Origin of the sequence: Staphylococcus sp. HMSC34G04 (genome assembly GCF_001838765.1) — a bacterium.
Classification (GTDB): Bacteria; Bacillota; Bacilli; order Staphylococcales; family Staphylococcaceae; genus Staphylococcus; species Staphylococcus epidermidis.
In genome coordinates this window covers 34,455-48,562 of record NZ_KV838739.1, presented here as the reverse complement: position 1 = coordinate 48,562, position 14,108 = coordinate 34,455, and the positions used below count along the sequence as shown (strand labels likewise).

Here is a 14,108-nt window from a genome sequence, read left to right as displayed (position 1 = left end):
TTTCTCCTTTAATTAAAAACTTTTTTAGGTTTTATTTCATAAGGTTTGTCTGGATGAACTATATATATTGCTAAAACTTTTTGAGTACTATTATCGACAAATATAAAAGGTTCTTTAACATCTTGACTTAACACTTTTTTATGAAATTTTTGACCATTACAGATTTTCTTTTTAAAATTTGAATCTTTCACTTGGAATGATTTCAAACCTTTCAAGCCATATTCTATAGGAAACAATTCGTTATGTAATGAATCATGCTCATGTAATTCTTTAATTTGATCAATAGTTAAACTACTTTCTAATTGAAAACCGCCTGAAGCTATTCTAGTTAGACGTGACATATGAGCTGGAAAACCAAGTTTAAGTCCAATATCTGTAGCTAAAGTTCTAATATAAGTTCCTTTACCACATGTTACTTCAACTTCAAAATGACATGTCTGCTCCTGAAAAGTAACTTCAGATATTCTATGTATATCTTTAATAAATACTTGCCGTTTAGGGCGTTCGACAGTTTCATTATTTCTCGCATATTCATATAATTTTCTTCCATTTACTTTAACAGAAGAATACATAGGCGGAATTTGTTGAATATGCCCCTCAAATTGCTGCAACACTTGGTCAATCGTATCTTCATTGATATCATTCTTATCAACAGCTCTAGTTTCTAAAATATCTCCGGTTTGGTCTTCAGTAGTCGTACTCATTCCTAACGTTACCGTAGCGTGATAAGTTTTTCCCATTTCCATGATATAATCACTGACTTTTGTCGCATCACCTAAACAAATTGGTAACACACCATTTACTTCAGGGTCTAATGTTCCTGTATGACCAATTTTTTTCATTTTTAAAATTTTACGTAATTTAAAAACGACGTCATGACTTGTTAAACCTCGTTCCTTAAATACCGGTAGTATGCCATTATACATGTTGTCACACCTTTAACTTTTAATAACGTTTATTATTATAACACGATATTTTAATTCTTTAATTAGCGTTTTACATAAAAATAGTAGGCAATATCAAAAATATGCTTTATGAATGACTGTGCCTACTATAAAATATATTATTTATCATTTTTGTGTAAATCTTGAATCATGCGTTCTATTTTATTACCGTATTCGATAGATTCATCATATTCGAATGTTAACTCAGGTATAATTCTTAGGCGCATTCGAGAACCAAGTTCAGATTTTATAAATCCAGTTGCTTTATGCAAAGCTTTAAATGTATTATCAACTTCTTTATCATTCCCTAACACTGTTAAATATACTTTTGCTTGTGAAAGGTCATTTGTTAATTCAACATCAGTAATTGTTAAAAAACCAACTCTAGGATCTTTAACTTTATTATTAACAATATCCATGATTTCTTGTTTCATTTGTTCTCCTACACGTTCTGCTCTTATATTATTCATCATCTCACCTCTCTTCATTTTTACTTTACTCACAAATAACTGTGAAATATTAGAGTTAATGATTAACTTTTGATGTTCATTTTATTAAATTATCAACAATGAATCAATAAAATAATATTAAATGAGAGACCATAACTAAAGTATTGATAGCACAACATTATGCTTTTCCAAATCAAAATTTATATCTTCACTTTGATTGTTGGTTAAGCAAAGTATGTCATACTCTACTTTAAGATATTAGGTTTATGAAATATCTTAAAGTAGTTAACTTAGCATATAGCCTCTCCATAAGTTTCAAAATTATCTTTGAATTTCTACCATTTCAAACGCTTCAATAATGTCTCCTTCTTTGAGATCATTATATTTTTCAATTGTAATACCACATTCATAGCCTTGAGCTACCTCTTTAGCATCATCTTTGAAACGTTTTAATGTATCAAGTTCACCTTCAAATAACACGATACCATCTCTAATTACGCGTACACCCGCGTTACGAGTGATTTTACCTTCAGTCACATAACTACCAGCAATTGTACCAACTTTAGAAACTTTAAATGTTTGACGCACTTCAGCTTGTCCGATGACTTGCTCTTCAAATTCTGGGTCAAGTAAACCTTTCATAGCTGATTCTATCTCTTCAATAACGTTATAAATAACTCTGTGTAATCGCATATCTACATTTTCAGCTTCAGCCGCGCGTTTCGCACCAGCATCTGGGCGTACATTAAAACCAATAATAATACCATTTGATGCATTAGCTAAAGTAACATCTGATTCATTGATAGCACCAACAGCTGTATGAATAATTCGTACATTCACACCTTCAACATCTATTTTCATTAGTGATGCAGCCAATGCTTCAACCGAACCTTGTACATCACCTTTAATGATGACATTTAAATCTTTCATTTCACCTTGTTTCATTTGCTCAAATAAATTGTCTAATGAAACATTTTTACTTTCTTGACGTTGCTGTATGACACTTGCCTCATGACGTGCTTCACCAATTCGACGTGCTTGTTTTTCATCACCAAATACAACAAAACGATCACCTGCAAGTGGAACATCGTTAATACCAGTAATTTCTACAGGCGTTGAAGGACCGGCAGATTTGATTCTTTTTCCTAAATCATTAACCATTGCACGTATACGTCCATAAGTATTACCTACAACAATTGCATCTCCAACGTTTAAAGTACCATTTTGAACAAGTAAAGATGCAGCTGGACCTCGTGATTTATCTAATTCAGCCTCAATCACAGTACCTACAGCTTGTTTATTAGGATTAGCTTTAAGTTCTTGTACCTCCGCTACTAAGCCAATCATTTCTAATAAATCATCAATACCGTCTCCACTCAATGCAGATAGTGGTACAAAGATTGTGTCACCGCCCCAGTCTTCTGGAATTAATCCATACTCAGTGAGTTCTTGCATAACACGATCAGGGTTAGCAGTTGGTTTATCAATTTTGTTTACTGCAACAATCGTTGGTACTTCTGCTTCTTTAGCGTGATTTATAGCTTCAATTGTTTGAGGCATCACACCATCATCAGCAGCCACAACTAAAATTGTAATATCAGTAACTTGAGCACCACGTGCACGCATAGTCGTAAATGCAGCATGTCCAGGAGTATCTAAGAACGTAATTTTTTTACCTGAATTTTCAATTTGATAAGCACCAATATGTTGAGTGATTCCGCCAGCTTCTCCTTCGGTAACTTTAGTATTACGAATAGAATCTAATAAAGTCGTTTTACCATGGTCCACGTGACCCATGATTGTAACAACTGCTGGACGTTCAATTGCATCAGAATCATCCGTCTTATCATCAAAATAAATTGATAAATCTTCTTCATCAACGACTACTTCTTTCTCTATTTCAACGCCATAGTCGTCTGCAATTAATTCTAATGTTTCTTCATCCAATGATTGGTTAATATTAGCCATAATACCTAATAAGAACAATTTTTTAATAATACCAGCTGATTCTACATTTAGCTTTTCAGCTAACTCACCGACAGTTATGCCTTCTTGATAAGTGATTTTAGAGGGCATTTCTTTTGTTTCTGCTACCTCATTTTGAGGTTTATTATTTTTATTATTCTTTTTATTTTTATTGTTTTTTTGATTCTTATTAGTTTTATTGTTTTTATTTTGCTGTTTTCCTTTGTTGTTTTGTTCTTTTTTCTTCGTTGATTTACTATTATTCTTACTTTGTTGTTTTTCTTTATCGTTAGAATTTTGTTTATTATTAGATTTTTGGTGATTATTTTGAGTATTTTGTTTATTAGTGTCTTTCGCTTGAGAGGCTTTAAATTTTTTATCTAATGCTTTGATTTGTTCTTCTTCTAAAGCTTGCATATGATTTGACACTTCAACATTCATACTTTTTAACTCATCTATAATCTCTTTACTCTTTAGATTTAACTCTTTCGCATATTCGTAAATTCTTTTTTTACTCATATAATCACTCCTTACCATATTCATCTATCATTGATAACAATTTTTTTGCAAAACCATTATCTGTTATACCAATATTAACTCTATCGCTTTTACCTATTGCTAACCCTAATTCATTTCTAGTACCAAACACTCTTAATGGCACTTGGTAACTATTACATTTATCATTCATCTGTTTTAGAGTATTACTAGATGCATCGCTAGCTAATATGACAAGTTTTATTTGCTTCTTTTTAAGCTCGTTTAATATGACCGATTCACCACTTTTGATTTTACCAGCTCTCATAGCTAAACCAAGTAAATTAAAAATTTTCATTTTAGTCATTATTTTGGAATCTCTTCTCTATAAATCAGTCTTATTATTTCTTTATAAACAGGGTCAAGTGTATCTTTAGCAGCATTAAAATATTTTTCTAAAACTTCTTTTTGTTGAGCCTTTTCAACTAAAGCTACATCTTTAGACACATATGCACCGCGCCCTTGTTTTTTTCCTGTCGCATCTGCAAAGATTTCGCCTTCTTTATTAATAACCACTCGAATCATATCTTTTTTGGGACGCATTTCATTAGATATAATACATTTTCTCATTGGAATTTTTTTCTTTCTCATTAATTTATCACTCCAACCTATGATTCTGTGTCATTATCTTCTTCTGTTTTAGCTGTTTTTTCTTCATCAGTTTCAGCAGCTAATTCTGTACTAGTTAAGTTTGTCTCTTCCAAGTTAACATTATCAAACTCAACATCTTCGTCACCCGAATTAACAATTTCATCTGCAACTTCTTCTGTTTCAATAACAGGATAAATTCCAGCTTCTCGAGCATCAGATTCTGATTTAATATCTATCTTCCAACTTGTTAATTTAGCAGCTAAACGTGCGTTTTGTCCTCGTTTACCTATAGCTAAGGATAATTGGTAATCAGGAACTACCACTACAGTTGATTGATTCTCTTCATCAACAATTACTTCTAAAACTTGTGATGGACTTAAAGCATTACGAACAAATACTTTCGGATCTTCATCCCATTGGACGATATCGATTTTTTCGCCACCAAGTTCTTCAACAACCGCTTCTACTCGTGCTCCTTTAGAACCGACACATGCTCCAACAGCATCTATATCAGGATTATCAGAATACACGCTAATTTTAGAACGATCTCCAGCTTCACGCGCTACTGATTTAACAATAACAGTACCATCATAAATTTCTGGAACTTCTTGTTCGAATAAACGTTTTAATAATCCAGGATGACTTCTTGATACATAAATTTGTGGACCTTTTGTAGTCTGTTCAACTTTATTTACATATACCTTGATACGTTCATTAGGAATATATTTCTCATTAGGACTTCTTTCAGCTTCTGACAGCACAGCTTCAATTCTTCCTAAATTCACATATACATAGCGATGGTCTACACGGTCAATCACACCTGTTAGAATATCTTCTTCTTTATCGATAAATTCATCATATAGAATTTCTCTTTCTGCGTCTCTAAGTCGTTGCATCACAGCTTGCTTAGCTGCTTGAGCTCCTACACGTCCGAAGTCTTTCGGTGTAACATCTTGTTCATAAATATCTCCTACTTCATAGGCAGGATTTTTGACTAAAGCAGTACTTAAATCAACTTCATCTCTATCATCAAACACTTCTTCAACGACTTCTTTACGTGCAATCACTCTAAATGAACCTTCGTCCATATTTAATTCTACTCTTACATTTCTAGCACTATCATAGTTTTTCTTGTACGCAGTAATTAAAGCTGCTTCAATTGCATCAATTAAAACTTCTCTAGGAATTTTCTTTTCCTTTTCTAAATATTCAGTAGCTAATAATAATTCATTACTTGACACGTTTTTTTCCTCCTCATCACGTTAAATCATTACAGCGTGACGTGCTTTTGCGATTTTATTCCTTGGAATTTCAATTTCTTTTGTTTTTGCCTTTTCTTTAACTTCCATATTAATTGATTCATCATTTACAGATTTTAAAATACCTAACCATTCTTTATCTCCTTCAATTGGTGCATAAAGAGATACAAAAATGGGCTGATTGATAGCATTATAAAAATCTTTCTCTTTTTTTATTGGTCTTTCTGCCCCTGGCGATGCAACATCAAGATAATACATTTCAGGTATTGGATCATTTTCATCCATAACTTCACTAATTTTTTCTGAAGCTAAAGTGCAATCATTAAGATCTACGCCACCTTCTTTATCAATAGAAATCCTTAAAAAATGGTCTTTACCTTCTTTAACATACTCAATGTCTACTAATTCAAAGTCCAAATCATTTAAAACTGGTTGAATCAATGCTTCAACTTGCTCAGTAATTTTACTCATACAGGCCTCCTTTTTTGGCAAATAGAAAAGAGCGGGTTTATGCCCACTCTTCTGCCTGAGTTAATCATTTTTTTACACATATTTAGTATATCATAAGTCTAATAAGTAAACAAACTGATATAGGTTTACTAATAAAGATGACTGAACGTATATGATATCAATTTAGTAATAAGAAATGCTTACATATCAAATATCGACAATTGTGCCTTGTCAGGTAAATCTGGCAATGAGCCTAATTCGTCTAAATAGTCAATAACCTTTTGAGATAAGCCGGCTTTTTTATTTAAATCTTCTTTTGATAAAAATGGTCCCTCTTCTCTCGCTTCAACAATTCTTTGTGCAACGTTTTCTCCAAGTCCTGGCACTGAAATGAATGGAGGAATCAATGTATCCCCTTCAATAATGAAGTCAAAAGCCTGACTTTTTTCTAAACTAATCGGTTGCAATCGAAAACCTCGATGCGCCATTTCATTTATTATTTCTAATACAGTTAATACATCTTTCTCTTTTTTTCCTAAATCCATATATCGTGAATACATATCTTTAACTGTATTACGAATACTCGTTTTATCTTTAATCATCGTTATAAGATCAAAATCGGAAGCTCTTATAGTAAAATATGCTGCATAATAATATAATGGATGATGTACTTTAAAGTATGCAATTCTTACAGCCATTAGTACATAAGCCGCAGCATGCGCTTTAGGGAACATATATTTAATTTTACGACAAGAATCTAAATACCAATCTGGTACGTTATTCTCCTTCATCGCTTCAACCATTTCATCTGTTAAACCGCGACCTTTACGTACAAATTCCATCGTTTTAAAAGCCATTGACGGTTCAAGTCCAGCATACATTAGATATACCATGATATCATCACGACAGCCTATCACACTAGATAAATCACATATCCCTTGACGAATTAACTCTTGAGCATTACCTAACCAAACGTCCGTTCCGTGAGATAAACCTGAAATTTGAACTAATTCTGAGAATGTCGTTGGCTTAGTATCTTCAAGCATTTGACGTACAAATCCAGTACCAAATTCTGGCACACCAAATGTACCTGTCTTACATAATATTTCGTCTTCTGTAACACCTAAACTCTCAGGGCCACTAAATATTTGCATTGTTTCTTTATCATCTACTGGTATAGTTTTCGGGTCAATTCCTGATAAGTCTTGTAACATACGAATCATCGTTGGATCATCATGTCCTAATATATCTAATTTTAAGACATTATCGTGTATTGAATGGAAGTCAAAATGGGTTGTCATCCACGCTGCACTTTGGTCGTCTGCTGGAAATTGAATCGGAGTAAAATCATAAATATCCATGTAATCCGGTACAACAATAATTCCCCCAGGATGTTGACCAGTCGTACGTTTAACCCCTGTACAACCTTTAACCAACCGATCAATTTCAGCACCACGTTTGTGAATACCTTGATCATTTAAGTAACCTTTAACGAAACCAAAAGCTGTTTTTTCAGCAACAGTACCTATTGTTCCAGCACGAAATACTTTATCTTCACCAAACAATACTTTTGTGTAATTATGCGCGTTAGGTTGGTATTCACCACTAAAGTTCAAGTCAATATCTGGAACTTTATCTCCTTTAAATCCAAGGAATGTCTCAAAGGGGATATCTTGCCCTTCTTTAATTAATTCATTACCACAAGTGGGACATTTTTTATCTGGTAAATCGAATCCAGATCCAACCGAACCATCATCAAAGAACTCACTTGTCTTACAATGTGAACAAATGTAATGTGGTGGAAGCGGATTAACTTCTGTAATTTCGGTCATTGTTGCTACGAAACTAGAACCTACTGAACCTCGCGATCCAACTAAATAACCATCATCTAGCGATTTTTTCACCAAACGTTGAGATATGAGATAAATAACAGAAAAGCCATTACCAATAATACTATCTAATTCTTTTTCAAGTCGATCTATAACAATTTGTGGTAGATCTTCACCATATAGTTTTTTCGCATTAGAATAACTCAACTCACGAATTTCTTCATTAGCTCCATCCATTCTCGGCGTAAATAGTTTATCTTTTATAGGTACCACTTTTTCAATTTTATTAGCGAGCTCATTTGTATTTGTCACAACGATTTCATATGCTTTTTCTTCACCTAAGAAGTGAAAATCATCTAACATTTCATCAGTGGTTCTAAAGTGAGCTTCTGGTAATGTTGAACGATTTAATGGATTTCCTGGTTGGGATGCAATTAAAATTTTTCTGGCTATAGCATCATGTTCAAATAGATAATGCGCATTACCAGTAGCAATCACTGGGATATTGGCACTTTTACCAGCATCTATTAATCGCTTGTAAATTTGTGTTAACGTTTCATTATCTCGTATTAATTCTCTATCCATTAAATCTTGATAAAGCGCAGGCGGTTGAACTTCTATAAAATCATAGAACTTTGCTATTTTTTCTACTTCCGACTGATCCTTCTGCATTACTGCTGTGAATAATTCACCCTCATCACAAGCTGTACCAATCAAGATCCCTTCTCGATATTCATTTAAAAGAGAACGTGGAATTCTTGGCGTACGGTAATAATACTTAACTAATGAAGCACTAACTATTTTAAATAAATTTTTAAGACCTTCTTGATTTTGAACAATGAGTGTAACGTGAGATGGACGAGCTCTTTTATATGCATCTTCATTAGTTAATTTTTTATTAATTTCTAGATGGTTGTTCACACCTAGTTCTTTCATTTGTTGAACCATTTTTATAAAAATATAAGCTGTTGCTTCTGTATCATAAATCGCTCTATGATGTTGCGTTAATTCGACACCATATTTTTTGGCAAGGAAATTCAAACCATGTTTCCCATATTCGGTATTAATTGTACGTGAAAGCTCAAGTGTATCAATGACACCGTTTGTAGAAGGTCCAAAGCCTAACCTTTCATACCCTGTGTCAATAAATCCCATATCAAATGAAGCATTATGAGCTACAAATATCGCATCTCCAACCCACTCTTTAAATTCAGTTAACACTTCTTCAATTTCAGGAGCATCAGTTAACATATCATCCGTGATATGTGTAAGATTGATAATGGTTTCAGATAATCTTTCGTGTGGATTACTAAAACGTTCAAACTTATCTATAATTTCACCATTATGCACTTTTACTGCAGCTAATTCAATAATTTTATCATATTGATTAGAAAGACCTGTTGTCTCTACGTCAAACACCACATATGTTGCATCTTTTAAATTACGGTCTGTTGGTTTATAAGCTATAGGAACACCATCGTCTACTAGCATACCTTCCATACCATAAATCATCTTAATACCATGTTTTTCGGCAGCATTGTGTGCATCGGGAAAAGCTTGTACTACGTTGTGATCTGTTACTGCTAAGGCTCGGTGTCCCCATTTAGCAGCTTGTTCAACATATGCACTAATATTAGGAATACCATCCATTTGACTCATAGACGTATGTAAATGAAACTCTACACGCTTATTTTCTGCTTTATCTTGTTTAGGTGTCTTTTTAATTTCTTCAATATCTGACATCATCATGACAAGATCTCTAACAAAAGTATCTTCTTCAATACGACCTTGAGCTCTAACCCATTTACCAACACTAAGTGCCTTAAAGTGCTCCAAGTCATCTTTATTTTTTCTTGTAAACATTTTTAATACAAGTGAATCTGTGTAATCAGTAACTTTAAGCTCAACTATATGACGTCCACTCTTAAGTTCTTTTAGGTTAATATCAAATATAACACCCTCAATAGCTACTTTGAATTCTTCTTCAATAATTGATTCAATTGGTTTTATATTTTCAATCTGAATTGGTTTTCCAATCTGACATTTTTCCACTGTACTTTCATTATTATCTTGTTGTTTCGCTTTTTCTGCTTTCATTTTTTCTAATTTTTCAGTTGCTTCTCTTGCACTTTGTTCATCTTCTTGTTGAATATGTGCTTCTAAAGATGCAAGGTCATCATCGTGATTTGTTGTATCTGTTTCAAAAACGACTTTATCAATTTCAAAGCCACACTGTCTAAATGCTTTAATCAAACTACCATTACATGCCTTATCAAAATGATTTCTCTCAATGTCATTTGAAACTAAGACTTTTAAAACATTTCCACTCATAATGAGTTTTTTTTGTTTCAATTGACCTTTCACTTTTGGCGACAATCGTGTTTGATCAATACAATGTCCGAAATATTTTAAAGCAAACTCATCTTGATTGTTGGTATCTTTAATTGAAAAATCAATTGCTACTGTAGCTATTTCTTTAAATTCTTCTTCAATTGCATGTGTAAAAAGAAGATAATCTTCATGAGATAAAAAATGTGGGAGTGATATTTGGAAAGTCCATGTTCTGTTTTTATTTGAAACATCTATACGCGTGAGTTCACCTTGTTCAAGAATATCTTGTTCTAGTTGATTTGATATTTTTATTTGATCGGCAAGCACTTTAAACTTTTCTCGATTTGTCATTGCCAAAATAATAACCACCTTAATTAATACTAAATTTAAAACTATTAAACATCATTGGATATATTACAACTGTTCATAAAGTTACTTAATAAATTCGTTTCATATTATACTACTGATTGGACGTATTTTCATGAAAAACAAATAGTAAATAATACAATAAAGAAGAGCAGGTTAGATTTAAGATTATGTTTCATCATCTTTCCTGCTCTTTATTAATATCAATTTAACTATCAACAATTATATTACAACTTACTTAATATTCTTAAATAAATCTTGTAAGTAAGTCTCTAATTCATCAATTTGCACTTCTTCGCTTAAACCGTTAAAGCGTTGTTTTACTTCAACAATACCTTCTTCAGCTCTTTTACCAACAACAACTCGTACCGGTAACCCTATTAGGTCTGAATCATTAAATTTAACACCAGCACGTTCTTTTCGGTCATCATATAAAATATCGTATGAATCCATTAATTTTTGATAAAGTTGATCACCTAAAGTACGTTGATCTTCCTTTTTAGGATTGATAGTGATTAGATGGATATCGAAAGGCGTTACTGATTTTGGCCAAATAATCCCATTCTCGTCATTGTTTTGTTCAACAATTGCACTTAATGTTCTTGATACTCCAATACCATAACATCCCATAATGAGTGGTTGTGCTTTTCCCTGATTATCTAGAAAAGTTGCATTCATTGATTCAGAATATTTTGTTCCTAATTTGAAAACTTGTCCTACTTCAATGCCTTCAGCAAATTGTGCTACTCCCGAGCCATCACTTAACATCTCACCTTGTGTAATGAATCTAAAGTCACCGTATTCTGTTACGTCAAAGTCTCTACCAATATTGACATTTATATAGTGATAATGATCTTCATTAGCTCCTACAACAAAGTTATTTAAATCTTGTAAGTAATTATCGGCATAAATTTTAATATCTTTTTCAAAAATAGGACCAATAGACCCCGGATTGGCATCCACAAGATTAACAATTTCATCCTGTGTAGCCATTTCAACATGTTCCGTGCCGAAATATGCTTTTAATTTCACTTCATTTAATTCATGATGTCCACGAACTAGTAACATAATAAATTCGCCATCTATTTTAAAAATCATCGTTTTTACAATTTCATCTAATGGTCTCTCTAAATAGTCTGCAACTTCTTGAGCTGTTTTAACATTTGGCGTCTCAACTTTAGTCAATTCTGCAAGTTCAGAATGTTTATGAGAAGGATGATAAACAACTTCGGCCTTTTCAATATTAGCTGCGTAGTCACTCTCATTACTATAAACTATTGTATCTTCCCCAATTTCACTCAATGCCATAAACTCGTGTGTATGACTTCCCCCTATTGCACCTGAATCTGCCACAACCGGTCTTGCATTGATGCCTACACGTTTGAATATGCGACTATATGCTTGATACATATCTTGATAAGTTGCATCTAATGAAGCTTCATCTGAATGGAAAGAATATGCATCTTTCATAAGAAATTCGCGTCCTCTTAATAATCCAAAGCGTGGCCTTTTCTCATCTCTATATTTGGATTGAATTTGAAATAAAGTAAGGGGTAACTGTTTATATGATTTTAATTCATCTCTTACTAAAGAAGTGACTACTTCCTCATGAGTAGGTCCTAATGCAAATTCACGTCCGTTTCTGTCTTTTAAACGCATTAGTTCTGGACCATATGCACTCCAACGACCTGATTCTTCCCATAATTCTGCTTGTTGTAAAGCTGGCATAAGAATTTCTACAGCATCTATACTTTCCATTTCTTCACGTATGATTTTAGATATATTATTTAGGACACGTGTAGCTAGTGGTAAGTAACTATATATACCACTTGTACTCTGTTTAATTAACCCTGCTTTTAATAATAAACGATGGCTTAATGCTTCCGCCTCTGCAGGGACTTCTCTCATCGTTGGTATAAATACTTTAGATTGTTTCATTCTCTTTTTCCTCCCTATTTATAAGAAATACCGTTGTATATCATTCCAAGTGACTAAAATCATAATAATAACCACAAAAAGTGCGCCTACAGCAATAATTCCTGTTTCCGCTTTTTTATTCACTGGTTTTCTAAAAATAGCCTCATATAGTACAAATAATATGCGACCACCATCAAGCGCTGGAATAGGTAACAAATTCATTATTCCTAAGTTAACACTTAATAAAGCGGTGTATCCTACTAAATTAATAATTCCAGATTTAACAACAGAATCAACACTGTGATAAATACCAACAGGGCCATTTAACATATCAAATGAAAATTCTCCTGTAAATATACTGGCTAACATACCAACAACAGCTGTAAAAATAAGCTTACCTTTGTCGAAAAAGTTATAAATACCGTAGCTTATTGGTTTAAAAACGCTGTGTTCTGTAGTAGGAGCAAAACCAATTTGATAAGTTGTTTGAGTTTTAGTTTTAGTTATCTTTCTTTCTACTTTTTTAGGTTGGAGATCTACAGACTTGGTTTGGCCATCCCTTTTAATTTTTACAGTTGTTTTAGCCGTTCTATTTTGGTCAAGAACATGTTTGATATCATCAAAATTTTTAATTTTATGATTACCTACCTGAACTATTTTATCACCTTTGTGCAATCCAGCTTCATCAGCCGGAGACTTCTTCACAACTTCTCCTATGACATTGGTTGGCGTACCTTGGTAGTATGCTAATCCAATAAATAGTACTAAAGCTAAAATAAAATTAAATAATGGACCTGCAAACAATGTTAAAAACTTAGGCAATGGTTTCTTATGTGCAAACTGTCTATCTCTTGGAGCAATTTGTACAAGGCTTCCATTTTCGACAAAAAATGCCTTTTTCGCTATAGTGAAGTGATGCCTTTCGTCATCATAAGAAGTAATACCTTCAATATATAGGTCATCTTTAAAATCACATTTCTTAACTTCTATAGCTTCAATTTGTTGAAATTTATGTTGATCATCTAGAATTATATGTGTGATTTCATCTTGGTTATTTAACTTTATTTTTACGTTCATACCTGGTTGAACTGGGGGTTCTTCAAGACCATCACCAGCCATTCTTACATAACCACCCACCGGTAATAGACGAATTGTATATAATGTTTCATCTTTACGAAAACTAAAAATTTTAGGGCCCATACCAATCGCAAATTCAGGACACATAATTCCTGCTCGCTTAGCAAAAAACATGTGTCCATATTCGTGAACAGTTACGAGGACACCAAATACGATGATAAATGAAATAATCGTAATTAAAATGCTCATGTTCTACACCTCTAATGAATTTATGTTTAATTAAAAAATCATCTAAGTAATTAAATCGAAGATAATATTAAATATTATAATATGTTAATACTTAATATCATATTATTTTGTGTTATTGTATCTTAACAATTTATCAATAAGTGCTGA

General features: G+C 32.8%; 10 protein-coding genes. All 10 read right to left on the bottom strand.

Features of this window, described 5'->3' with window-relative positions; genetic code table 11:
- Positions 1–8: 8 nt before the first annotated feature.
- Positions 9–926, bottom strand: coding sequence for a tRNA pseudouridine(55) synthase TruB (truB, locus tag HMPREF3241_RS06975; protein WP_002446303.1), 918 nt, complete (start codon positions 924–926; stop codon positions 9–11).
- A gap of 137 nt (positions 927–1,063) precedes the next feature.
- Positions 1,064–1,414, bottom strand: coding sequence for a 30S ribosome-binding factor RbfA (gene rbfA, locus HMPREF3241_RS06970; protein WP_002457359.1), 351 nt, complete (start codon positions 1,412–1,414; stop codon positions 1,064–1,066).
- 300 nt (positions 1,415–1,714) lie between these two features.
- Positions 1,715–3,877: a translation initiation factor IF-2 gene (gene infB, locus HMPREF3241_RS06965; protein WP_002495757.1), complete on the bottom strand. Its 2,163-nt coding sequence runs from the start codon at positions 3,875–3,877 to the stop codon at positions 1,715–1,717.
- A gap of 4 nt (positions 3,878–3,881) precedes the next feature.
- Complete coding sequence (locus HMPREF3241_RS06960; RefSeq protein ID WP_002446300.1) at positions 3,882–4,199, bottom strand: YlxQ family RNA-binding protein; 318 nt, start codon at positions 4,197–4,199, stop codon at positions 3,882–3,884.
- Complete coding sequence (gene rnpM / locus HMPREF3241_RS06955) at positions 4,199–4,483, bottom strand: RNase P modulator RnpM (protein ID WP_002446299.1); 285 nt, start codon at positions 4,481–4,483, stop codon at positions 4,199–4,201. The genes HMPREF3241_RS06960 and rnpM overlap by 1 nt, the downstream gene beginning before the upstream one ends.
- A 17-nt stretch (positions 4,484–4,500) precedes the next feature.
- A complete protein-coding gene (nusA, locus tag HMPREF3241_RS06950; protein WP_002446298.1) occupies positions 4,501–5,724 on the bottom strand; it encodes a transcription termination factor NusA in 1,224 nt (407 codons plus the stop codon).
- A gap of 21 nt (positions 5,725–5,745) precedes the next feature.
- Positions 5,746–6,213 carry a ribosome maturation factor RimP gene (gene rimP / locus HMPREF3241_RS06945; protein WP_002446297.1) on the bottom strand — a complete coding sequence of 156 codons (468 nt, stop codon included), beginning with the start codon at positions 6,211–6,213 and terminating at the stop codon, positions 5,746–5,748.
- Between the two features lie 179 nt (positions 6,214–6,392).
- On the bottom strand, positions 6,393–10,703 hold the full coding sequence (locus HMPREF3241_RS06940) for a PolC-type DNA polymerase III (protein ID WP_141763181.1): 4,311 nt from the start codon (positions 10,701–10,703) through the stop codon (positions 6,393–6,395).
- Between the two features lie 249 nt (positions 10,704–10,952).
- Positions 10,953–12,656, bottom strand: a complete 1,704-nt coding sequence (locus HMPREF3241_RS06935; protein WP_002446295.1) for a proline--tRNA ligase — start codon at positions 12,654–12,656, stop codon at positions 10,953–10,955.
- Positions 12,657–12,674: 18 nt separating this feature from the next.
- Positions 12,675–13,961 (bottom strand): RIP metalloprotease RseP, encoded by a 1,287-nt coding sequence (rseP, locus tag HMPREF3241_RS06930; RefSeq protein ID WP_002446294.1) that lies wholly within the window; start codon positions 13,959–13,961, stop codon positions 12,675–12,677.
- Between the last annotated feature and the right edge of the window lie 147 nt (positions 13,962–14,108).

What these genes read in the sequence shown, in the direction of transcription:
- truB (WP_002446303.1), bottom strand. Translation starts at nt 926, where the DNA reads ATGTATAATGGCATACTACCGGTATTTAAGGAACGAGGTTTAACAAGT.
- rbfA (WP_002457359.1), bottom strand. Translation starts at nt 1,414, where the DNA reads ATGAATAATATAAGAGCAGAACGTGTAGGAGAACAAATGAAACAAGAA.
- infB (WP_002495757.1), bottom strand. Translation starts at nt 3,877, where the DNA reads ATGAGTAAAAAAAGAATTTACGAATATGCGAAAGAGTTAAATCTAAAG.
- HMPREF3241_RS06960 (WP_002446300.1), bottom strand. Translation starts at nt 4,199, where the DNA reads ATGACTAAAATGAAAATTTTTAATTTACTTGGTTTAGCTATGAGAGCT.
- rnpM (WP_002446299.1), bottom strand. Translation starts at nt 4,483, where the DNA reads ATGAGAAAGAAAAAAATTCCAATGAGAAAATGTATTATATCTAATGAA.
- rimP (WP_002446297.1), bottom strand. Translation starts at nt 6,213, where the DNA reads ATGAGTAAAATTACTGAGCAAGTTGAAGCATTGATTCAACCAGTTTTA.
- HMPREF3241_RS06940 (WP_141763181.1), bottom strand. Translation starts at nt 10,703, where the DNA reads ATGACAAATCGAGAAAAGTTTAAAGTGCTTGCCGATCAAATAAAAATA.
- HMPREF3241_RS06935 (WP_002446295.1), bottom strand. Translation starts at nt 12,656, where the DNA reads ATGAAACAATCTAAAGTATTTATACCAACGATGAGAGAAGTCCCTGCA.
- rseP (WP_002446294.1), bottom strand. Translation starts at nt 13,961, where the DNA reads ATGAGCATTTTAATTACGATTATTTCATTTATCATCGTATTTGGTGTC.